Consider the following 18975-nt stretch of genomic DNA (forward strand, 5'->3'; position numbering starts at 1 on the left):
CTGCAACCCCTCAGAATGGTTGCGAAAACCCGAATAACTGCCCGTTTGCACAGCCCCGACGCCACCGATTGGCCGAATGCGTTAACCGTTCGGCAAGAATTTGACCAAAATTGGGCACGCCCGTGCTATTAATGTTTTGTAAACGAAGATCAGAGACCTCTGCCTGCGGGTGGGCTATCGAGTGCAGATGTCTTGAACCAAGATGGGTGAGCGGAAGAGATGGATTGGTTTGGAGACAAGAAAGAGCCGAGCGGCAAGGATCCGGTTGTGGATATGAATGAACGTCAGTCGCGCATTCGCTTTGCCCCGCTTGGGCAGATCGAGGGCTACTGGAATGCTCTGCGTGGGGGGCGTGTCATGCCGCTGCGCTCTGAAATCGATCCGCGTGGGCTGAAAGGCGCACTGGAATTTTGCTTTGTCCTTGAACGGATTGCCCCCGGTTTGGCGCGGCTGCGCGTCGCGGGCTCTCATCTGGGCGATCTGATGGGCATGGAAGTGCGCGGGATGCCGATTTCCTCGTTCCTGACCGCGGATTCGCGGCAGCGCTTTGGCGAAGCACTGGAAGAGGTCTTCGAGACACCCGCAACAGCCACCGTCACGCTGAACGCCGAAACCGGCTTTGGCCGCCCTGCCCTGAACGCCCGCATGATTCTTCTGCCGGTGCGCAGTGACCTTGGCGACACCAGCCGTATTCTTGGCGGGTTCGTCACCGATGGCGATCTTGGCCGCGTGCCGCGCCGCTTCAACGTGACCGATATTCAGCTTGAAAAGATCGTGGGCCGCGAGACGCCGCCGCCCAGCACGCTCAAGCAACTGCGCCCGGATGATTTCCGTGCAACCGAGCAGCGTCGCGACTTTGCGGAGGCGCCGGTGACAAGCCCGGCCGTTGCAGAAGAGGACGCGGCCCGCTTTGATCAGCCAATCCCCGGCGTGCCCTATCTGCGCGTTGTGAAGTAACCTGATATGCAGCAGAGGGGCGCTTGCCCCTCAACGTGAAACGGCGGCCCCGATGGCCGCCGTTTTCATTTTTACACACGTTTATAACCGGCTCAGGACGCGGCACGATCCCGGCGCGTTTCACGGAAGCGAGTCAGTTCCTCGGCCACGAGGAAGGCCAGTTCCAGCGACTGCGACGCATTCAGACGCGGATCGCAGGCAGTGTGATAGCGGTGCGACAGATCCTCATCGGTCACGGCACGCACGCCGCCGGTGCATTCGGTCACATCCAGACCGGTCATCTCGAAATGCACACCGCCGGGGATGGTGCCCTCGGCCTCATGCACACCGAAGAACTCGCGCACTTCGCGCAGAACGCTGTCGAAGGGCCGGGTCTTGTAACCGGTGGAGGATTTGATCGTGTTGCCGTGCATCGGATCGCAGGACCAGACGACATTGGCACCTTCCTCGCGAACCGCCTTGATCAGACGCGGCAAATGTTCGCCCACGCTGCCTGCCCCGAAACGCGCGATCAGCGTCAGACGCCCTGCCTCGTTTTCCGGGTTCAGCTTGGACATCAGCACTTTGAGGTCATCCGCCGTGGTCGTCGGGCCGCATTTCAGCCCAATCGGGTTCTGAACGCCGCGTGCGAATTCCACATGCGCGCCGTCCGGCTGCCGCGTGCGGTCACCGATCCAGATCATGTGGCCAGACCCCGCGAGCCATTTGCCAGAGGTCGAATCGAGCCGCGTCAGCGCCTCTTCATATTCCAGCAGCAGACTTTCATGGCTGGTATAGAAATCCACGGTCGAAAATTCATGCGTTGTCCCGCCATCGATCCCGGCCGCGGCCATGAAATCGATACTGTCCTGAATGCGGTTCGCGATTTCCGAATAGCGCTGCATTTCTTCCGCATCGGTATAGCCCAGCGTCCAGCTATGGACCCGGTGCATATCCGCGAAACCGCCGGTCGAAAACGCGCGCAGCAGGTTCAGCGTCGCCGCAGCTTGCGTATAGGCCTGCAACATCTTGGTCGGATCGGGGATCCGCGCCTCGGTTGTGAAGGCCAATTCGTTGATGATGTCGCCGCGATAGCTTGGCAGTTCCACGCCGCCCACGGTTTCCGTCGGTGCGCTGCGTGGCTTGGCGAATTGCCCTGCCATGCGGCCCACCTTGATCACCGGAACCTTGGCGCCATAGGTCAACACCATCGCCATTTGCAGCATGACCTTGAACGTGTCGCGGATCGCGTCGGCGCTGAACTGTTCAAAGCTTTCGGCGCAATCGCCACCTTGCAGCAAAAATGCCTCGCCCCGGCTGGCCGCGGCCAGATCGGCCTTGAGCTTGCGCGCCTCGCCCGCAAAGACCAGCGGCGGATATTTCGCAAGCTGGTGTTCCACGGCACGCAGTGCCTCCGGATCGGTATAATCAGGCATCTGAACGCGCGGTTTGCTGCGCCAGTTGTCTTTGCTCCAATCGCTCATTTTTCTTGCTCCCGGGCTCGTGCGGCGCATGGTGCCGCGTTGCGGCGTCTTTTATAGCGCCGGGGCAGTTCAGTGACCATAGACGAAATGCGCCTCTTGACGACGCGAATAGGCCATGAATTAACCTTGTCCCTCAAGCGGAACCACCCCGCGATATCGATCACGAGACGCCCATGCCGATACAGCGCGCCACCAGAAACCAGACGATGGCCGAAAACGCCCCGAAGCGGTTCGTCTTCGTTCTGATGCCGGAGTTTACCTTGCTGAGTTTCGCGGCGGCGCTGGAATGTTTGCGCATCGCCAATCGCGTGGTGGGCAAACCGGTTTACGACTGGGCGCTGATCGGCGACGGCGGCGAGGAGATCACCTGCTCTGCCGGGACCAGTTTCAGACTGGATGACAGCCTGGGCGAGTTGGATCGCGATGACACGCTGGTTCTGTGCGGCGGTATCGATGTGCAGACCCATTCCACCAAGAAGCTGCTTAACTGGTTGCGGCGCGAGGCACGGCGCGGGATTCCGGTGGCGGGCCTGTGTACCGGGGCCTACACGATGGCCAAGGCCGGCCTTCTGGACGGCAAACGCGCCACGATCCACTGGGAAAATCAGGACGCCTTCGCCGAGGAATTCGATGAGGTGGCGCTGACGAAATCGGTATTCGTGGTGGATGGCACAAGGATGACCACGGCGGGGGGCACATCCTCGATCGATCTGATGCTGAAAATCATCGCGGAAGATCACGGTGAAGAGGTCGCCAATGCGGTGGCCGATCAGCAGATCTATGCCTCGATCCGGACCGATCAGGACACGCAGCGCCTGTCGGTGCCAACCCGCATCGGTGTGCGCCATCCGAAATTGAGCCAGGTCATCCAGATGATGGAGGCCAATATCGAAGAGCCGATCAGCCCCTCGGTTCTGGCCAAGGATGTCGGCATGTCGACGCGGCAGTTGGAGCGGCTTTTCCGGCGTTATCTTAACCGTTCGCCCAAGCGGTATTACATGGAGCTGCGCCTGCAAAAGGCGCGCAACCTGCTGATGCAGACCGATATGAGCGTGATCAACGTGGCCTTGGCCTGCGGTTTTGCCAGCCCGTCGCATTTTTCAAAATGCTATCGCGCCCATTACAACACCACGCCGTACCGCGAACGTGGCAGTCAATCGGCACGGCTGTCGATCTGAGCGCCGCTGGCGGTGGGCTGCGCTATTTAGGTGTTCCATTGTCTCGGATCACTGCGTGATCCGATCCGCCGGGGGCGCTGCCCCCGGACCCCCGAAGTATTTTGGAACAAGCGAAGCCAGGCGCGCGGGTCAGGGTGCAAGGCGGTAGAGCGTGCCCTGGCTGACCGAGAGGAAGAGGATCGATCCGTCCGGCGTTTCGATCAGGTCGCGCACGCGCAGGGTTTCTTCGGTTTTGATCTGCTCGAGTTCAGCAAGGGGCGCGCCGCCGAGCCGGGCGATGTAGTCGAATTTCAGGGAGCCGACGAAGATATTGCCTTTCCAATCCGGCGCGTTGGTGCCGGAGTGCACGAGCAGGCCGGAGGGGGCGATGGAAGGATCCCAGTAGAATTCCGGTTGCGACATTCCCGGTTTCGCCGTGCCTTCGCCGATCTTTGCGCCGCTGTAGTGCCGTCCGTAGGAGATCACGGGCCAGCCGTAATTGCTGCCTTTGACGATGCGGTTGACCTCATCCCCGCCGCGCGCGCCATGTTCGGCGGTCCAGAGCGTGCCCTGCGCATCCAGCCCCGCCCCTTGCGGATTGCGGTGGCCGTAGGACCATATCTCCGGCCGGATGTTGTTTTGGCCGATGAACGGGTTGTCGTCTGGGATCGATCCGTCGCGACTGATGCGGAGGATTGATCCGTTATGGGTTGTGCGGTCTTGTGCCGTTTCCCCGTCGCCGCGATCGCCCATGGTGACAAAGAGCGTGCCATCCGCCGCTTCGACCACGCGAGAGCCGAAATGACGCCCGCCCTTGCTTGCGGGGACGGATTCGAAAAGGTCGCGGACGCGCAAGAGGCGCTTGTTGTCGGCGCTGAGTTCCCCGACGGCGAGCGCCGTGCCGGCCCCGCCCCCGCGTTGCGGTTTGGAATAGGTCAGCAGAACCTCGCGCGATGTTTCGAAATCTCGCGGCAGCGTCACATCCAATAGCCCGCCCTGCCCGCGTGCAGCCACACGCGGCACGCCAGAGATCGCGTGCCGGGTCGCACCATCGACATAGAGAAGGCGCCCATCCCGTTCGGTTACAAGGTATCCGCCCTCTGGCAACTGCTCTACCGCCCATGGGGTGTCAAAGCCCTGCGCGATAGGTTCGATCTGCCAGGCCGCGGCCCCGGACGCCAGTCCTGCGGCGAGCCCTGCGGCGATCAGACATGCCGCCCAAAGCCGTCTTGTCCTTGCAAAAAGCATATGCACCATCCTTTCTGTTGACCCCACGTAATCCATGGCCATGGGTTTTCCACGTGCTTGCAATATCTTGGCGCCGCAGAATCCCACTTCCCATTTGCGAAACGTCACAATAACGTTCGACCCAGAAAAAACGCATAACAAGGGAGTTATCACATGAAGAAGATGCTTATGGCGACAGCCGCAACAGCGCTGATGGCGGGGTCCGCATTTGCGGCAGGCCACGCGAAGGAAGTGAAAATCGGCGTCATTCTTGGTTTTACCGGCCCGATTGAATCGCTGACGCCTTCCATGGCCGATGGCGCTGAGATGGCGATGAAAGAAGTCTCTGACAGCGGCCTGCTGCTGGACGGTGCAACCGTGACGTCGGTTCGTGCGGACAGCACCTGCATCGACGCGGCTGCGGCAACGGCTGCGGCTGAACGTTTGATCACCTCTGACAAGGTGGACGGCATCATGGGCGCGGATTGCTCTGGCGTGACCGGCGCAATCCTGACCAATGTTGCCGTGCCGAACGGCGTTGTCATGATCTCGCCCTCGGCCACATCGCCGGGCCTGAGCCACATGAACAACGAAGACAATGGCCTGTTCTTCCGCACCTCGCCTTCGGATGCGCGCCAGGGCGTTGTCATCACCGAAGTGCTGATGGATCAGGGCATCAAGGAAGTCGCGGTTACCTATACCAACAACGACTATGGCAAGGGTCTTGCGGACAGCTTCCAGGCAGCCTTCGAAGAAGCGGGCGGCACTGTCACGATCAACGCAGCACACGAAGATGGCAAGGCGGACTATTCCGCGGAAGTCGGCGCGCTGGCTTCTGCGGGCGGTGAACGGCTTGTTGTGGCCGGGTATGTCGACCAAGGCGGGTCCGGCGTGGTGCGCGCGGCGCTGGATTCCGGCGCGTTCGACACGTTCCACTTCCCCGATGGCATGATCTCCGCCAAACTGTTGGAGAACTTCGGTTCGGAAATCGACGGATCCTCGGGCGCGCATCCCAGCCCGTCGCCGGAACTGGCGGAAGCCTTTGGCAATCTTGTCGATGGCGCCTTCGACCACACGTCGCCCTTCACGCCCGAATCCTATGACGCGGCAGCGCTGATGATGTTGGCAATGCAGGCGGCGGGGTCCAAGGACTCCAACGACTACAAATCCAAGATCATGGATGTCGCCAACGCACCGGGTGAGAAAATCGGCGTGGGTGAGCTGGCCAAAGGTCTGCAAATCCTGAAAGACGGCGGCGAGATCGACTATGTCGGTGCCACAGGCGTTGAGCTGATCGGACCGGGCGAAGCGGCGGGCACCTACCGCGAAATCAGCTTCGACGACGGCAAAGACAACACGGCACGCTTCCGCTAAGGAACGCTGCGAGCTTAAAGCAGCCCGGGTATCCGCTCGGGCTGTTTTTTAGTATTTTTGAAGACCGTTTCGTAAAACGGCATTGGGGGTGCGATGATCGTCGTCGACGAGATTCACAAGCATTTTGGCGGCTTTCGTGCGGTCGACGGGGCGAGCCTGTCGATTGAAGAAGGTTCCATCACCGGGCTGATCGGGCCGAATGGCGCGGGAAAAACCACGCTTTTCAACGTGATCGCGGGCGTTCTTCAACCGACATCGGGCCGTGTCACCATGGCGGGCGATGACATTACCGGTCTGCCGCCGCATGATCTGTTTCACAAAGGGCTGCTGCGCACCTTTCAGATCGCGCATGAGTTTTCCTCCATGAGTTGCCGCGAGAACCTGATGATGGTGCCCGGCAATCAGAGCGGCGAGACGCTGTGGAATACCTGGTTCGGGCGCAAGCGGATCGCCGATGAGGAGCGCGCGCTGCGGGCCAAGGCGGACGAGGTGCTGGAATTTCTGACGATCGAGCATCTGGCCGATCACAAGGCGGGCCAAGTGTCCGGCGGGCAAAAGAAGCTGCTGGAACTGGGCCGCACGATGATGGTCGATGCGCGTATCGTGTTTCTGGACGAGGTGGGCGCCGGGGTGAACCGGACCCTTCTCAACACTATCGGCGACGCCATTCTGCGGCTGAACAAGGAACGCAATTACACCTTTGTCGTGATCGAGCATGACATGGATTTCATTGGGAAAATCTGCGACCCGGTGATCTGCATGGCCGAAGGAAAAGTCCTCGCCCAGGGCACGCTGGACGAAATCAAAGCCAATGAACAGGTGATCGAAGCCTATCTGGGCACGGGCCTCAAGAACAAGGAACAGGTGGGCGCATGAGCGGCAACCCGTATCAGAACGACCGTGGCAACAAGGACCGGTCGATTGCGAACAGTGCCGGGCAAGGCACGCTTGTCGCCTCCCCCGGGACCGGTGAGCGGCGCGATTCCGGGCAAAAGGCCTTTTTGATCGGTGACACGATGACGGGCGGCTACGGCAACGGGCCCGATATCCTGCATGACTGCACGATTGCCGTGAACCCGGGCGAGATCGCGGTGATCGTCGGCCCCAACGGCGCGGGCAAATCCACCGCCATGAAGGCAGTGTTCGGGATGCTGAATGTGCGGTCCGGATCTGTGCGGCTGGATGGCGAGGACATTACCGATCTGTCTCCGCAAGAGCGCGTCCGCCGGGGCATGGGGTTCGTGCCGCAGACCAGCAACATCTTCACCTCCATGACGGTCGAGGAAAATCTGGAGATGGGCGCGTTCATCCGCGATGACGATATTTCTGGCACCATGGCGCAGGTGTTCGATCTGTTCCCGATCCTCAAGGAAAAGCGCAACCAACCGGCAGGCGAGCTGTCGGGCGGTCAGCGCCAACAGGTTGCGGTGGGCCGGGCACTGATGACCCAGCCGAAAGTGTTGATGTTGGACGAGCCGACCGCAGGTGTGTCGCCCATCGTGATGGACGAATTGTTCGACCGGATCATCGAAGTCGCGCGGACCGGCTTGCCCGTGTTGATGGTGGAGCAAAACGCACGCCAGGCGCTGGAGATCGCCGATCAAGGCTATGTGCTGGTGCAGGGGCGCAATGCCTATACCGGGACGGGCAAGGAACTGCTTGCCGACCCCGAAGTGCGCAAGAGCTTCCTTGGGGGGTGATATGAGTATTTGGGGAACAATGAAGATCGCGGCCTGTGCCCTGCTGTGCCTTACGGGGCCGGGTTTGGCGGCAAGTGCCTGTCTGTTCACTGCGGAGTGTTTCGAGGCGGATGGCTGCGCCGAGTCCGGTTTCACGCTGGATCTGGCGGACGCGGATGATGCGGGCCGGGTTGTGGCGGCGACCGAGTTTGGCGATCTCACCGGCCGAGGTCTTGAGCGGGCGGCGGTGGGCGTCAGCTATGTGCTGGAGGGGGCCGGCGCGGTGTATTTGCTGACCATGTCCGGCACCGATGCGCGGCTGAGCGTTCATATGGAAGGGCCAATCGTGGCGACGTATCTTGGAACCTGCGATGCGGGGCAGTGACATGTGCAATTCTGGAGTGACGATGCCGCTGGACGGTTGTGATGCGGCGGCGATGCGCGCCCGAGGCGAGGTGACTGGATAATGGATTTCCTGAACGCGATTGTGGCGCTTCTTAATTTCGTGGTGGTTCCGGCGACGGTCTATGGATCACAGTTGGCGCTTGGCGCCCTTGGGGTCACGCTGATCTATGGGATCTTGCGGTTCTCGAACTTTGCCCACGGGGATACGATGGCCTTTGGCGCGATGGTCACCATTCTGGTGACATGGGCGATGCAGGCGGCGGGAATGTCCTTTGGGGTGCTGCCGACGGCCCTGTTGGCCCTGCCCTTCGGCATTCTGGGCGCAATCGCGCTGGTGCTGTTGACGGACCGCGTGGTCTATCGCTTTTACCGCGCGCAGAAGGCCAAGCCGGTGATCCTTGTGATCGTGTCGATGGGCGTGATGTTTATCTATAACGGTCTGATCCGCTTTATCATCGGCCCCAATGACCAACGCTTCGCCGATGGAGCGCGGTTCATAATTTCGCACCGGGATTTCAAGGAGATGACCGGTTTGCGAGAGGGGCTTGCGATCAAGACGACGCAGGGCATAACCGTGATCGTCGCGGTGCTATGCGTGCTTGCGCTGTTCTATTTCCTCAACCGGACCAAGACGGGCAAATCCATGCGCGCCTATTCCGATAATGAGGATCTGGCGCTGCTGTCCGGGATCAACCCGGAGCGGGTGGTCATGGTGACATGGATCATCGTGGCGGCGCTGGCGACCATCGCCGGGACGCTGTACGGGCTGGACAAATCCTATAAACCCTTCGTCTTCCTGCAATTGCTGCTGCCGGTCTTTGCGGCGGCCATCGTGGGCGGGCTTGGCAACCCCTTGGGGGCCATCGCGGGCGGCTTCGTCATCGCCTTTTCCGAGGTTCTGGTCACCTATGCCTGGAAGAAAGTTGCCAATTACGTCCTGCCCGAGGCGCTGGCGCCAGACGGTTTGGCGCAATTGCTGTCCACCGATTACAAATTCGCGGTGAGCTTCGTGATCCTTCTGATTGTTCTACTATTCCGGCCAACGGGCCTTTTCGCGGGGAAATCGGTATGACGGATTCTTTGAAAAACACCGCGCTTTTCGCGATCGTCGCCGGCTTGATCGTGATGACCGGCTTTACCGAAAGCTGGAATACCGCCCTGTTCATCGTGAATATGGGGCTGATTTCTGCGATCATGGCGATTGGGGTGAACCTGCAATGGGGCTTTGCTGGCCTGTTCAATGTCGGTGTCATGGGGTTTGTCGCCCTTGGCGGTCTGGCCACGGTGCTTGTGTCGATGGACCCGGTGCCAGAGGCGTGGTCGGCAGGCGGGCTTCAGGTGATTGGCGGCCTGATCCTTGGCGCGCTGATCATCGTCGCGGCGGGCGTCGCGGTGTCGCGTTTGCCGAAAGGACGGATGCGCTCGCTGGCAGCTGCGGCAATTCTGATCGGCGGTTTCTTCCTCTACCGCGCGGTCTTTGACCCTGCCGTGGCCGCGATCGAGGCGGTCGACCCGGCGGCGACAGGTTATCTTGGCGGTCTGGGCCTGCCTGTGTTGCTGGCATGGCCCGTGGGCGGGTTGATGGCGGCAGGTGCGGCTTGGCTGATCGGCAAAACGGCGCTGGGGCTGCGGTCGGATTACCTGGCGATTGCCACGCTCGGGATCGCGGAGATCATCATCTATATCCTCAAGAACGAGGATTGGCTGACGCGCGGGGTCAAGAACGTCAATGGCTTGCCGCGCCCCGTGCCCTATGAGATCGACCTGCAGAACAGCGCGCAATTCGTCGAACGCGCCTCTGGTTGGGGTGTCGATCCGGTCACCGCCTCCACGATCTATGTCAAGCTGGGCTATTCGGTTCTGTTCACCGTCGTGCTGGCGCTGGTGCTGATATTGGCGCAACTTGCGCTCAAATCGCCGTGGGGCCGCATGATGCGTGCGATCCGCGATAACGAGGTCGCCGCCGAAGCGATGGGCAAGAACGTCACCGCGCGCCATTTGCAGGTGTTCATCCTTGGCTCTGCGATCTGCGGCATTGCGGGCGCGATGATGACGACGCTGGACGGACAGCTTACGCCGTCATCCTACCAACCGCTGCGCTTTACCTTCCTTGTCTGGGTGATGGTGATCGTCGGCGGATCGGGCAACAATTTCGGGGCGGTGCTTGGCGGTTTCCTGATCTGGTTCCTTTGGGTGCAGGTCGAACCTTACGGCCTTGCGCTGATGAACCTGATCACCGCCGGGATGCCGGAAGGGTCTGCACTGAAAACGCATCTGATCGACAGCGCGGCCCATATGCGGCTTTTGACCATGGGTGTTGTGCTTCTTCTGGTGCTTCGGTTCAGTCCGCGCGGCTTGATCCCGGAAAAGTAGAAATACATTTAGGGCTTGGATTTCTTGGCTTTTTTCCGCAAAACGCTAAAGAGTGGGTCGGTCCAAGTAGCCTAAGGAGATTGTTACATGAAAATGCTTCGCTCAGTCGCGTTCCTTATCCCCGCAGGAGTGCTTCTTGCAGCTTGTGCGCCGGATCCACGGTCGTATGAAACGACGCCAGTCAAGCTGGAAACGCCCCAAGGGGTCGTGACCTGCCAACTCTACACGGACGAAATCGTCGCATGGGACAGAGCGATTGATCGCCCCAGCAAGATGAGCGTCACAGAGGCGGACGACATTTGCCGGGCCGAAGGGCAGCGCCGCAAGGACGCCCTGTAAGTCCGGGCCTGACGGGTCACACGAACGATCAGGAGCCCAGTGGCATGCCGCCGGGCTCCGATCCTATCCTTCGCGTTTGCGCGAACGAATGGGCCCCAATCGCGGTGCCTATCGTCCTTTGAAGAGGCCCCCAAGGATGCCGCGCACGATGCGGCGACCGGTTGTGCCTTTGAGTTCCTTGATTACAACCTGCGCGACAGCCTGGCCGAACCCTTCGGTCACATGCCGTTGTTTCGAGGTCGAGCGCTGCACGCGCGTCCCCTTGTAGCGCCGCGCCTGGTTGAACTCGCGCAGACGCGGTTCCTGCGCCTCTTCCTGCTCTTCCTTGGCCTCGGCCGCTTCGGCCTCTGCCGCGGCTTCCTCGGCCCGCGACTTGAGCATCTCATAGGCGCTATGGCGGTCCAGCGTCTTGTCGTACTTGCCCGACAGCCCACTTTGCGCGATGGCTTCGGCGCGTTCCTGCGCGGTGATCGGACCAAGCTGCGACGACGGCGGACGGATCAGCGTGCGTTCGACAATGCCCGGAATACCCTTCTTTTGCAGCATGGAGGTCACCGCCTCGCCCACGCCGACCTGCATGATCGCCTCTTCCGTGTCGAAACGCGGGTTCGGGCGATAGGTCTCTGCCGCCATGCGCAACTGTTTCTTGTCGCGCGCAGTGAAGGCGCGCAGCGCGTGCTGGATACGGTTGCCAAGCTGGCCAAGGATGTCTTCGGGCACGTCGGCAGGGTTCTGGGTGATGAAATAGACCCCCACCCCCTTGGAGCGGATCAGCCGCGCGACTTGTTCGACCTTGTCGACCAGCGCCTTGGGCGCATCCTCGAACAGCAGGTGCGCTTCGTCGAAGAAGAACACCAGCTTGGGTTTGTCCGGGTCGCCCACTTCGGGAAGCTCTTCGAAAAGCTCGGACAACAGCCATAGCAGGAAGGTGGCGTAAAGCGCGGGCGAATGCATCAACTGATCGGCAGCAAGGATGTTGATCGCCCCCCGCCCCGCAGAATCCGTGCGCATCAGATCGGCCAGCGCCAGCGCAGGTTCGCCAAAGAAATCCGCCCCGCCCTGATTTTCCAGCACCAGAAGCCGGCGCTGAATGGCGCCCACGGATTGCACCGAGATATTGCCGTAGCGCAAGGATAGCTCGCCCCGGTTCTCACCGACCCAGACCAGCAAGGCCTGCAAGTCCTTCAGATCCATCAGCGGCAGACCTTCTTCGTCAGCCAGCCGGAAGGCGATGTTCAGAATCCCCTCTTGCGCGTCGGTCAGCCCAAGCAGCCGCGACAGCAAAAGCGGCCCCATCTCGGATACCGTTGTACGGACCGGGTGGCCCTGCTGACCAAACAGATCCCAGAACGTCACGGGGAAATCGCTATAGGTGAAATCGTCAAAACCGATCTTGGCGGCGCGTTCGGAAAAGGCCTGATGCAGCTTGTGCGTCTCGCTCCCCGATTTGGCGAGCCCCGACAGATCGCCTTTGACGTCGGCCAGAAACACCGGAACCCCGGCATTGGAAAAGCCTTCCGCCAGAATTTGCAGCGTGACCGTTTTGCCTGTGCCGGTTGCCCCCGCGATCAGCCCGTGACGGTTCGCGTATTTCAGCGCCAGCCCTTGCTTTTCAGCGTATTGCTCACCACCGCCACCAATAAAAATATGATCGTCCATACCCGTATGCCCACTACCTGTCAGTTCACGCTCGCCCTGAACATACTATCTTAACTTGTCTGCGCCATATGTATTCTGGTCCCGAACCATATGTCCTCCAGGCTTCGGGACGACTTCCTCCCTGTCAGACTGGCCGCGCCTTTTAGGTGCGGCCTTTTTTTGCCGATGCACCGCCATTTTCCCGATTGTGATGAGATTACCCGTATTTACGGTTGACCGTTCAACCACCCTCTCGTAACGTACGGCTCATAACAGGTCGGCCAGTCCGACGGGGAGTATAAATGGGGAAGGGAGCTGCTTGCATGCTCCCTTTTCTTTTTTGTTTAAGCCATCGAAAATCGAATACGAAACCCCTATTTCCCGCGCAGGATCGGGCGCACGGGGCCGTGACCAAAAATTCGCCGAAAATCATTCGCCTGCCCTGACAATCCCCGCAACGCGTGTTAAATCCTCTTTCAATGAAAACGAGGTTGGGATTGAGATGAAACGAACCTTCGAGACAGCATCCGCCCTGGCGATCTGTTTGGGGATGGCGCTTGGCGCCCCCGCATTTGCGCAGGACGATCAGACCGCGGCACCGGCGGACGAGTCTACCGCGTCCGATGTGGAATCGCAGTTGAGCCTTGGCGAAGATGCGGACACGCCCACCGATCTTGGTCAGATGTACGTCAAGACCGAGAACGGCGATTGGGAAATGCGCTGCCTGAAAACGGAAACGCCAGAAAACGATCCGTGCCAGATGTACCAGCTTCTCTCGGATGAAACCGGTGCCCCGGTGGCCGAATTCACGCTGTTCCGTTTGCCCGCAGGTGGCAAGGCCGTGGCGGGTGCCACGGTGACCGTGCCGCTTGAAACGGCGCTGCCGAACCAGCTGACCGTGCAGATCGATGGCGGCAACACCAAACGCTATCCCTATGCGTTCTGCACCCAAGTAGGCTGCCACGCACGTATCGGCCTGACAGAGCAGGACGTGAACGCATTCAAGCGTGGCAACGAAGCCGTGCTGAGCATCGTTCCGGCAATTGCGCCGGATCAAAAGGTGGAACTGAAAATGTCGCTGAGCGGCTTTACAGCCAGCTATGATGCCGTGTCGGTGATCGAACAGCAGTAAGTTGTCGGCCAAGGCCACATCAAACACGCAAGGCTCCGCCCCTGTTTTGGGCCGGGGCCTTTTTTATACTTTCTTGAGGGCCAGAACGGCGTTCAGACCGCCAAAGGCAAAGGCGTTGGACAAGGCCGCCGTCACTTGGACCTCGCGCGCCTCGTTGGGCACGACGTCCAGCGCGCATTCCGGGTCCGGCTCCTGATAGCCGATGGTGGGCGCGATAATTCCGTCGCGCAGCGCCATGATGCAGGCCAAAAGCTCCACCGCGCCTGTGCCGCCGATCAAATGCCCATGCATGGATTTCGTGGACGAGATCATCAACCGGTCCGCATGGGTGCCGAACACATCCGAAACCGCCGCGCATTCGGTCTTGTCATTGGCGGCCGTGCCGGTGCCATGGGCATTGATATACCCCACGTCTTCCGGCGCCAGTCGCGCATCCTTCAACGCACCGGAAATCGCCCGTGCCGCGCCTTGGCGGGAGGGCATCACGATGTCAGAGGCGTCCGACGACATGGCGAAACCCGCGACCTCGGCCAGAATTTCAGCGCCGCGCGCCTTGGCATGATCGTAGGCCTCAAAGACATAGACCGCCGCGCCTTCGCCCTGCACCATGCCGTTGCGCGTGGCGGAAAACGGGCGGCACCCGTCCTTCGACATGACGCGCAGCCCTTCCCACGCCTTGATCCCGCCAAAGCACAACATCGATTCCGACCCGCCCGTGATCATTGCGGGCGCGACGCCGCCATGCACCATCTGGAATGCCTGCGCCATCGCGTGGTTGGAGGACGCGCAAGCCGTCGAAACGGTAAAGGACGGGCCGCGCAAATTGAATTCCATCGACAGGTGGCTCGCCGCGGCGTTGTTCATCAGTTTGGGAACGATGAACGGATGCACCCGGTTCTTGCCCTCTTCGTAAACGGCACGGTAATTCTCATCCTGCGTCGTCAGCCCGCCGCCAGACGTCCCCAGGATCACGCCCGACCGGTTCGCCAGATCGCCGTCAAAGCTCAGCCCCGCCTGCGAAATCGCCTGCCGCGCGGCCAGCAGCGCAAACTGCGTGAACCGGTCATAAAGTGCGATCTGTTGTCGGTTGAAATGCTCGGTCTCGTCGTAATCGCGGACCTGCCCGCCGATCTGCACCGCAAGCCGGTCGATATCGCGGATTTCCAACGGTCCGATACCGCAGCGCCCTTCGGCCATGGCGGCCAAAGTGTCCGGCACCGAATGACCGAGCGGGTTGATCGTGCCCGCTCCTGTAATGACAACGCGCTGCACCGGGGCTCACCCCGCCTTTTCCGCAAGAAGCTTTTGGATGCCGTTGATGATCGCCTGCACATTTGAGATGTCGAAATCGCTTTCGGACGGCTCATTCGCGTTGAAGGGTACGGTGATGTCGAACTCTTCCTCGAAAGCGAAAATGCTTTCGACCAGCCCAAGACTGTCGATCCCAAGGTCTTCCAACGTGCTTTGCGGCGTGACATCGGATTCGTCCAGCATCGCCTGATCCGCGATGATCCGTATCACTTTCTGCTCGATGCTCATGGCAATCCCCCCGTTGGTCTCGTCCGAGTGTCAATGTCACTTAATCGCTGGCGTCCGACTTGAAAACAGCCGATTTCAACGCCGCAACGTCGCGGAACAAGCGCGGCAGTCGCCGCGCAGCCTTGTTCATTTCGATCTGCTGTTCCATTTTCACCGCCGGATAGCCCAGGACAACGCGCCCTTCCGGCAAGTTCGACAGCACGATCGTGCCGCCGCCCGTGATCACGCGATCCCCGATGAAGATGTTGTCGCTGACCCCGGTCTTGCCGCCCAGAACCACGTTATTGCCGATCCGTGTCGATCCCGCGACACCGGCCTGCGCGCAGATCAGGCAGTCGCGCCCGATGATCACGTTGTGGCCGATCTGCACGAGGTTATCGAGCTTGGTCCCGCTGCCGATCTGGGTGTCGCGAATGGTGCCGCAATCCACGGTGGAATTCGCGCCGATTTCCACATCATCGCCGATCTGCACCGCCCCAAGCGAATGGATGCGCGCCCAGGGTTGCGCAGTCTCCGTCCCCGCCTCCCCCAGAGAGGCGCGCGCGGCTTCGACCCCGCTTGGCTCTGGCGTGACGAAGGAAAAGCCGTCGCCGCCGATGCGCGTGCCGGGCTGCGCGATAAAGCGGTCGCCGATGCGCACCCGCGCCCCGATAGAGACCTGTTCCCGCAGGAAGCAGAAATCGCCCAGCTCGGCCTGCGTGCCGATAAAGCTTTGCGGTCCAATCACGCTGCCCGCGCCGATCTTTGCGCCGGGCATCACGACCGCCATGGGGCCGATGCTGACCCCGGCGCCGATTTTCGCGTCATCGGCGACGACCGCTGTAGGGTGGATCCCCTCTTCGAACCCCTGCCCCGCATCCATCATCGCCGTCAGGCCAGACATCGCATAGCGCGGCCGATCCGGAATGATGGCCGCCGCAAGGCCAAGCGCCTGCCAATCCGCGCCCGGCCACAGCAAGGCCGCCCGTGCGTTCCCCTCGGCCAAGGCGTCGGCATAGGCTTGATTGGTCGCCAGCGCCAAATCGTCGGCACCGGCTTGCGCGGGTTCTGCCACGCGGGCAATGGTCAGGTCCGTATCGCCGAAAGCCGCCGCACCAAGCGCCGCGGCGATGTCCTTGATCTTGTGAGTCATGTCGTTCCCCGCGCAGCCCTGTGCGGGAGGACTTACCCGCGAACGTCGTGCAGGACCACCCCTGCATTCGCCAACGCGGTCCAGATGCGCGCATCCCGGCCATAGATATCGCGGCGATACTGCATCCGGCCCTTGTTGGAGGCGAACGCCGTCCGATAGGTGATGTGCACCGGCACCGGTTCCTTGATGGTGACGCGAGTTTCCTTGCCCGTCGCCAGCACCGATTGGAAATAGCCTTCAGGATCGGCCTGTTGCTTGGACAGCAGCGCATAGGCGAAATCGAACGGATCGGCGAGGCGCACACAGCCATGGCTAAAGGCGCGCACTTCGCGGCCAAACAGGTTCTTCGCCGGCGTGTCGTGCAGATAGATATTGTACTGGTTCGGGAACATGAACTTCACCAAACCCAGCGCATTCCCGCGCGAGGGCGGTTGCCGCATCGCGAAGGGAAAGGTCTTTTCCGTGTATTTCGCAAAATTCACCGACCCGCGATTGACCACGCGGCCGCGCGAATCCGTGATTTCGATATGGCGCACCGCGTTGGCGTTCTTGCGCAGGGCTGGCAGGTATTCTTTCACCACGATCGACCGCGGCACATACCAGCTTGGGTTCACAACCATGAACTCCATCACATCGGAGAACTCCGGCGTGTGACGCCCATCCTTATCAGCCCCCACAACCGAACGGGTTTCGAAGGTCACGCGGTCATTGTCGATGATCTTGGCGGTGAAATCGGGAATGTTGACCAGCACATGGCGCTGCCCACGGTCCCGGTTCATCCAACGCTCTCGTTCCATCGCGACGTGGATGGCTTGCAGGCGCGTCGGAATGGATTTGTTAAGCTCTGCAATCGTCGCGCCGCCCGCGACGCCATCTGCCGTCAGACCATGCGCCAATTGGAACTGCTGGACCGCATCCGTCACCGCGTCATCATAGGTTTCGCGGTTGTTCGGGCGCAGATAGCCCATGGCGATCAGACGGTTGCGCAATGTGACGACCGATGGGCCGGATTGACCCGGCTCCAACTTGCCAGAGGAAATGGTCGGGCCCCAGCCGCCTTGCGCCAGTTGACGTTCCAGCCGCAGCTTTTCCTTCATCAGCGCCGCATATTCCGCCGTTTGCGGCGGCAGCGCGCGGAAGAACCCGGCGGGCGAGGATTTGGAGAAGTTCACAAGGTAGGACGCACGGTCGCGGTAAGGCACCTGCCGGACGATATTCCGATCAACCCGGCTTGGCACCAGAACCCCGGTCTGCACTTCGCGCGCGTAAGCAAGGAAAGCCCGGCTCAATTCCACCTCAAGCTGGCCAAGTTCACGCGCATTGCCCGCGGCCTGCATCTTGTCCCGAAGACCCACCGCATCATAACGGGACGCGGGCAAGCCATGCGCCTCTGCATCGCCGAGGAACCGCAGCAACTGTTCGCGCCGTTTGCGTTCCTTGCCGGAACTGCCGACCCAAAGCGTCTTGTAACCACTGGTGCGATAAAACTGCGCGATGTCGGCGTCAGACGCGGCACTTTCCGCGATCGCCTGCTTCAGCGCAGTAACTTCCGCCCGCGCGGAGCTGGGCGCGAAAAAGCCCAACGCGGCGGTCAGGATCAACGCAAAGGTAAGGTGCAAAAGGTTCGTATGGCGGCGTATCGTCGTCATGGCGTCCACAAAATCATGAAATTTGGCAGTTACATACGTGTCTTAACCACAGCCTAGCCTGAGTCCATTCACAAATGATAAATACGTCCGGAGCCCCCGAAAAACTGGTGCCTGAATGCATCGCTCAAGTGGAAACATGACACGGTTTGGGCAAAGTGCGCAAAAAATTGCCGAAATTTGTCCGTTTTTCCCCGCGTCCCAATCAAGACTTGGTTCACTATTTTCTGTGTGTAATAACTTCCGCGACATCTTGGGGGATGAGACGGAACGCCTTGTAACATCAGGGCACGAGCAGCGTACGGGACGACGCGAAACATGACACCGACCACATCTGGCATCAGCCGCCGGGCACTCCTTGGCGCGTTTGCAGCAACAGCAGTTTCGGCTGCACCGACCTTTTCCAACGCAGCGGGTTTCATCAAAGGCGCGGGCGACATCCGGCGCATTCGAATGTATTCCGCACGCACTGGTGAACGCATCGATATGATCTATTGGGTCGAGGGCGATTACATCAAGGACGCGGTGAAAGAAGTGAACCACTTCATGCGCGACTGGCGCACCAACGACATCACGTCGATGGATTTGCGCACGATCGATATCATGGCCGCCGCGCACAACCTTATGGACGTGAAAGAGCCTTATATGCTCCTGTCCGGGTATCGCAGCCCCAAAACCAACGCGATGTTGCGCGCCCGTTCGCGCGGTGTGGCGAAGAATTCCCTGCACATGAAGGGGCAAGCCGCGGATCTGCGTCTTGGCTCTCGCTCCGTCGGGCAAATGGCGCAAGCCGCTGCTGCCTGCCGTGGTGGCGGTGTCGGCAAATATTCCGGCTCCAACTTCGTGCATATGGATTGCGGACCGGTCCGGTCCTGGGGCGGATAAGGCCCAATCCCGCACCGGGAGGACACCCC

The 18975-nt window shown here is 60.7% G+C and carries 18 protein-coding genes; 11 read left to right on the forward strand and 7 right to left on the reverse strand.

Annotated elements, in window-relative coordinates; translation table 11 throughout:
• Positions 1 to 219 precede the first annotated feature (219 nt).
• Positions 220 to 957 (forward strand): PAS domain-containing protein, encoded by a 738-nt coding sequence (locus E4Z66_RS02895; RefSeq protein WP_136461425.1) that lies wholly within the window; start codon positions 220 to 222, stop codon positions 955 to 957.
• 92 nt (positions 958 to 1049) lie between these two features.
• Here E4Z66_RS02895 and E4Z66_RS02900 read toward each other — a convergent pair whose 3' ends face one another.
• Complete coding sequence (locus E4Z66_RS02900; RefSeq protein ID WP_136461426.1) at positions 1050 to 2420, reverse strand: class II 3-deoxy-7-phosphoheptulonate synthase; 1371 nt, start codon at positions 2418 to 2420, stop codon at positions 1050 to 1052.
• 173 nt (positions 2421 to 2593) lie between these two features.
• On the opposite strand from E4Z66_RS02900, the gene E4Z66_RS02905 reads away from it, so the two are divergent.
• Positions 2594 to 3598: a GlxA family transcriptional regulator gene (locus E4Z66_RS02905; RefSeq protein ID WP_136461427.1), complete on the forward strand. Its 1005-nt coding sequence runs from the start codon at positions 2594 to 2596 to the stop codon at positions 3596 to 3598.
• 129 nt (positions 3599 to 3727) lie between these two features.
• Here E4Z66_RS02905 and E4Z66_RS02910 read toward each other — a convergent pair whose 3' ends face one another.
• Positions 3728 to 4825, reverse strand: a complete 1098-nt coding sequence (locus E4Z66_RS02910) for a PQQ-dependent sugar dehydrogenase (RefSeq protein ID WP_136461428.1) — start codon at positions 4823 to 4825, stop codon at positions 3728 to 3730.
• A gap of 153 nt (positions 4826 to 4978) precedes the next feature.
• On the opposite strand from E4Z66_RS02910, the gene E4Z66_RS02915 reads away from it, so the two are divergent.
• From E4Z66_RS02915 to E4Z66_RS02945, 7 genes are all read left to right on the forward strand, one after another.
• On the forward strand, positions 4979 to 6178 hold the full coding sequence (locus E4Z66_RS02915; RefSeq protein WP_136461429.1) for an ABC transporter substrate-binding protein: 1200 nt from the start codon (positions 4979 to 4981) through the stop codon (positions 6176 to 6178).
• Between the two features lie 93 nt (positions 6179 to 6271).
• Complete coding sequence (locus E4Z66_RS02920; protein WP_136461430.1) at positions 6272 to 7054, forward strand: ABC transporter ATP-binding protein; 783 nt, start codon at positions 6272 to 6274, stop codon at positions 7052 to 7054.
• Entirely contained in the window at positions 7051 to 7878 is an 828-nt protein-coding gene (locus E4Z66_RS02925; protein WP_136461431.1) for an ABC transporter ATP-binding protein, read from the forward strand. The genes E4Z66_RS02920 and E4Z66_RS02925 overlap by 4 nt, the downstream gene beginning before the upstream one ends.
• A gap of 1 nt (position 7879) precedes the next feature.
• Complete coding sequence (locus E4Z66_RS02930; protein WP_136461432.1) at positions 7880 to 8242, forward strand: hypothetical protein; 363 nt, start codon at positions 7880 to 7882, stop codon at positions 8240 to 8242.
• A gap of 81 nt (positions 8243 to 8323) precedes the next feature.
• Positions 8324 to 9334: a branched-chain amino acid ABC transporter permease gene (locus tag E4Z66_RS02935; RefSeq protein ID WP_136461433.1), complete on the forward strand. Its 1011-nt coding sequence runs from the start codon at positions 8324 to 8326 to the stop codon at positions 9332 to 9334.
• Positions 9331 to 10635 (forward strand): branched-chain amino acid ABC transporter permease, encoded by a 1305-nt coding sequence (locus tag E4Z66_RS02940; RefSeq protein ID WP_136461434.1) that lies wholly within the window; start codon positions 9331 to 9333, stop codon positions 10633 to 10635. The genes E4Z66_RS02935 and E4Z66_RS02940 overlap by 4 nt, the downstream gene beginning before the upstream one ends.
• 87 nt (positions 10636 to 10722) lie before the next feature.
• The gene (locus E4Z66_RS02945) at positions 10723 to 10974 is read left to right on the forward strand and encodes a hypothetical protein (RefSeq protein WP_136461435.1); all 252 of its coding nucleotides are present in this window, start codon (positions 10723 to 10725) and stop codon (positions 10972 to 10974) included.
• Between the two features lie 108 nt (positions 10975 to 11082).
• Here the strand turns inward: E4Z66_RS02945 and E4Z66_RS02950 are convergent, their stop codons facing one another.
• Positions 11083 to 12633, reverse strand: a complete 1551-nt coding sequence (locus tag E4Z66_RS02950) for a helicase HerA-like domain-containing protein (RefSeq protein ID WP_136461436.1) — start codon at positions 12631 to 12633, stop codon at positions 11083 to 11085.
• Between the two features lie 481 nt (positions 12634 to 13114).
• Here E4Z66_RS02950 and E4Z66_RS02955 point away from each other — a divergent pair, with 481 nt between their 5' ends.
• Complete coding sequence (locus E4Z66_RS02955; RefSeq protein ID WP_136461437.1) at positions 13115 to 13744, forward strand: invasion associated locus B family protein; 630 nt, start codon at positions 13115 to 13117, stop codon at positions 13742 to 13744.
• A gap of 63 nt (positions 13745 to 13807) precedes the next feature.
• On the opposite strand, the gene E4Z66_RS02960 is transcribed toward E4Z66_RS02955, so the two are convergent.
• Genes E4Z66_RS02960 through E4Z66_RS02975 form a run of 4 tightly spaced genes read right to left on the reverse strand, consistent with a single transcriptional unit; the run spans position 13808 to position 18064 of the window.
• Positions 13808 to 15016, reverse strand: a complete 1209-nt coding sequence (locus E4Z66_RS02960) for a beta-ketoacyl-[acyl-carrier-protein] synthase family protein (protein WP_136461438.1) — start codon at positions 15014 to 15016, stop codon at positions 13808 to 13810.
• Between the two features lie 6 nt (positions 15017 to 15022).
• Positions 15023 to 15283 (reverse strand): acyl carrier protein, encoded by a 261-nt coding sequence (locus tag E4Z66_RS02965; RefSeq protein ID WP_136461439.1) that lies wholly within the window; start codon positions 15281 to 15283, stop codon positions 15023 to 15025.
• A 40-nt stretch (positions 15284 to 15323) separates the two neighbouring features.
• Positions 15324 to 16415: a UDP-3-O-(3-hydroxymyristoyl)glucosamine N-acyltransferase gene (gene lpxD / locus E4Z66_RS02970; RefSeq protein ID WP_136461440.1), complete on the reverse strand. Its 1092-nt coding sequence runs from the start codon at positions 16413 to 16415 to the stop codon at positions 15324 to 15326.
• A 32-nt stretch (positions 16416 to 16447) separates the two neighbouring features.
• Complete coding sequence (locus E4Z66_RS02975) at positions 16448 to 18064, reverse strand: L,D-transpeptidase family protein (protein WP_136461441.1); 1617 nt, start codon at positions 18062 to 18064, stop codon at positions 16448 to 16450.
• Positions 18065 to 18379: 315 nt separating this feature from the next.
• Between E4Z66_RS02975 and mepK the strand changes: the two genes are divergently transcribed.
• Positions 18380 to 18946, forward strand: a complete 567-nt coding sequence (gene mepK / locus E4Z66_RS02980) for a peptidoglycan L,D-endopeptidase MepK (RefSeq protein ID WP_136461442.1) — start codon at positions 18380 to 18382, stop codon at positions 18944 to 18946.
• Positions 18947 to 18975 lie beyond the last annotated feature (29 nt).

The organism is Aliishimia ponticola, from assembly GCF_004803475.1.
GTDB lineage: Bacteria > Pseudomonadota > Alphaproteobacteria > Rhodobacterales > Rhodobacteraceae > Aliishimia > Aliishimia ponticola.

Bases quoted from the DNA above. Each gene is read 5' to 3' on its own strand.
- E4Z66_RS02945 (WP_136461435.1), top strand. From the start codon at position 10,723: ATGAAAATGCTTCGCTCAGTCGCGTTCCTTATCCCCGCAGGAGTGCTT.
- E4Z66_RS02925 (WP_136461431.1), top strand. From the start codon at position 7,051: ATGAGCGGCAACCCGTATCAGAACGACCGTGGCAACAAGGACCGGTCG.
- lpxD (WP_136461440.1), bottom strand. From the start codon at position 16,415: ATGACTCACAAGATCAAGGACATCGCCGCGGCGCTTGGTGCGGCGGCT.
- E4Z66_RS02905 (WP_136461427.1), top strand. From the start codon at position 2,594: ATGCCGATACAGCGCGCCACCAGAAACCAGACGATGGCCGAAAACGCC.
- E4Z66_RS02915 (WP_136461429.1), top strand. From the start codon at position 4,979: ATGAAGAAGATGCTTATGGCGACAGCCGCAACAGCGCTGATGGCGGGG.
- E4Z66_RS02920 (WP_136461430.1), top strand. From the start codon at position 6,272: ATGATCGTCGTCGACGAGATTCACAAGCATTTTGGCGGCTTTCGTGCG.
- E4Z66_RS02965 (WP_136461439.1), bottom strand. From the start codon at position 15,283: ATGAGCATCGAGCAGAAAGTGATACGGATCATCGCGGATCAGGCGATG.
- mepK (WP_136461442.1), top strand. From the start codon at position 18,380: ATGACACCGACCACATCTGGCATCAGCCGCCGGGCACTCCTTGGCGCG.
- E4Z66_RS02950 (WP_136461436.1), bottom strand. From the start codon at position 12,633: ATGGACGATCATATTTTTATTGGTGGCGGTGGTGAGCAATACGCTGAA.
- E4Z66_RS02930 (WP_136461432.1), top strand. From the start codon at position 7,880: ATGAGTATTTGGGGAACAATGAAGATCGCGGCCTGTGCCCTGCTGTGC.
- E4Z66_RS02910 (WP_136461428.1), bottom strand. From the start codon at position 4,825: ATGCTTTTTGCAAGGACAAGACGGCTTTGGGCGGCATGTCTGATCGCC.
- E4Z66_RS02975 (WP_136461441.1), bottom strand. From the start codon at position 18,064: ATGACGACGATACGCCGCCATACGAACCTTTTGCACCTTACCTTTGCG.
- E4Z66_RS02940 (WP_136461434.1), top strand. From the start codon at position 9,331: ATGACGGATTCTTTGAAAAACACCGCGCTTTTCGCGATCGTCGCCGGC.
- E4Z66_RS02895 (WP_136461425.1), top strand. From the start codon at position 220: ATGGATTGGTTTGGAGACAAGAAAGAGCCGAGCGGCAAGGATCCGGTT.
- E4Z66_RS02955 (WP_136461437.1), top strand. From the start codon at position 13,115: ATGAAACGAACCTTCGAGACAGCATCCGCCCTGGCGATCTGTTTGGGG.
- E4Z66_RS02935 (WP_136461433.1), top strand. From the start codon at position 8,324: ATGGATTTCCTGAACGCGATTGTGGCGCTTCTTAATTTCGTGGTGGTT.
- E4Z66_RS02900 (WP_136461426.1), bottom strand. From the start codon at position 2,420: ATGAGCGATTGGAGCAAAGACAACTGGCGCAGCAAACCGCGCGTTCAG.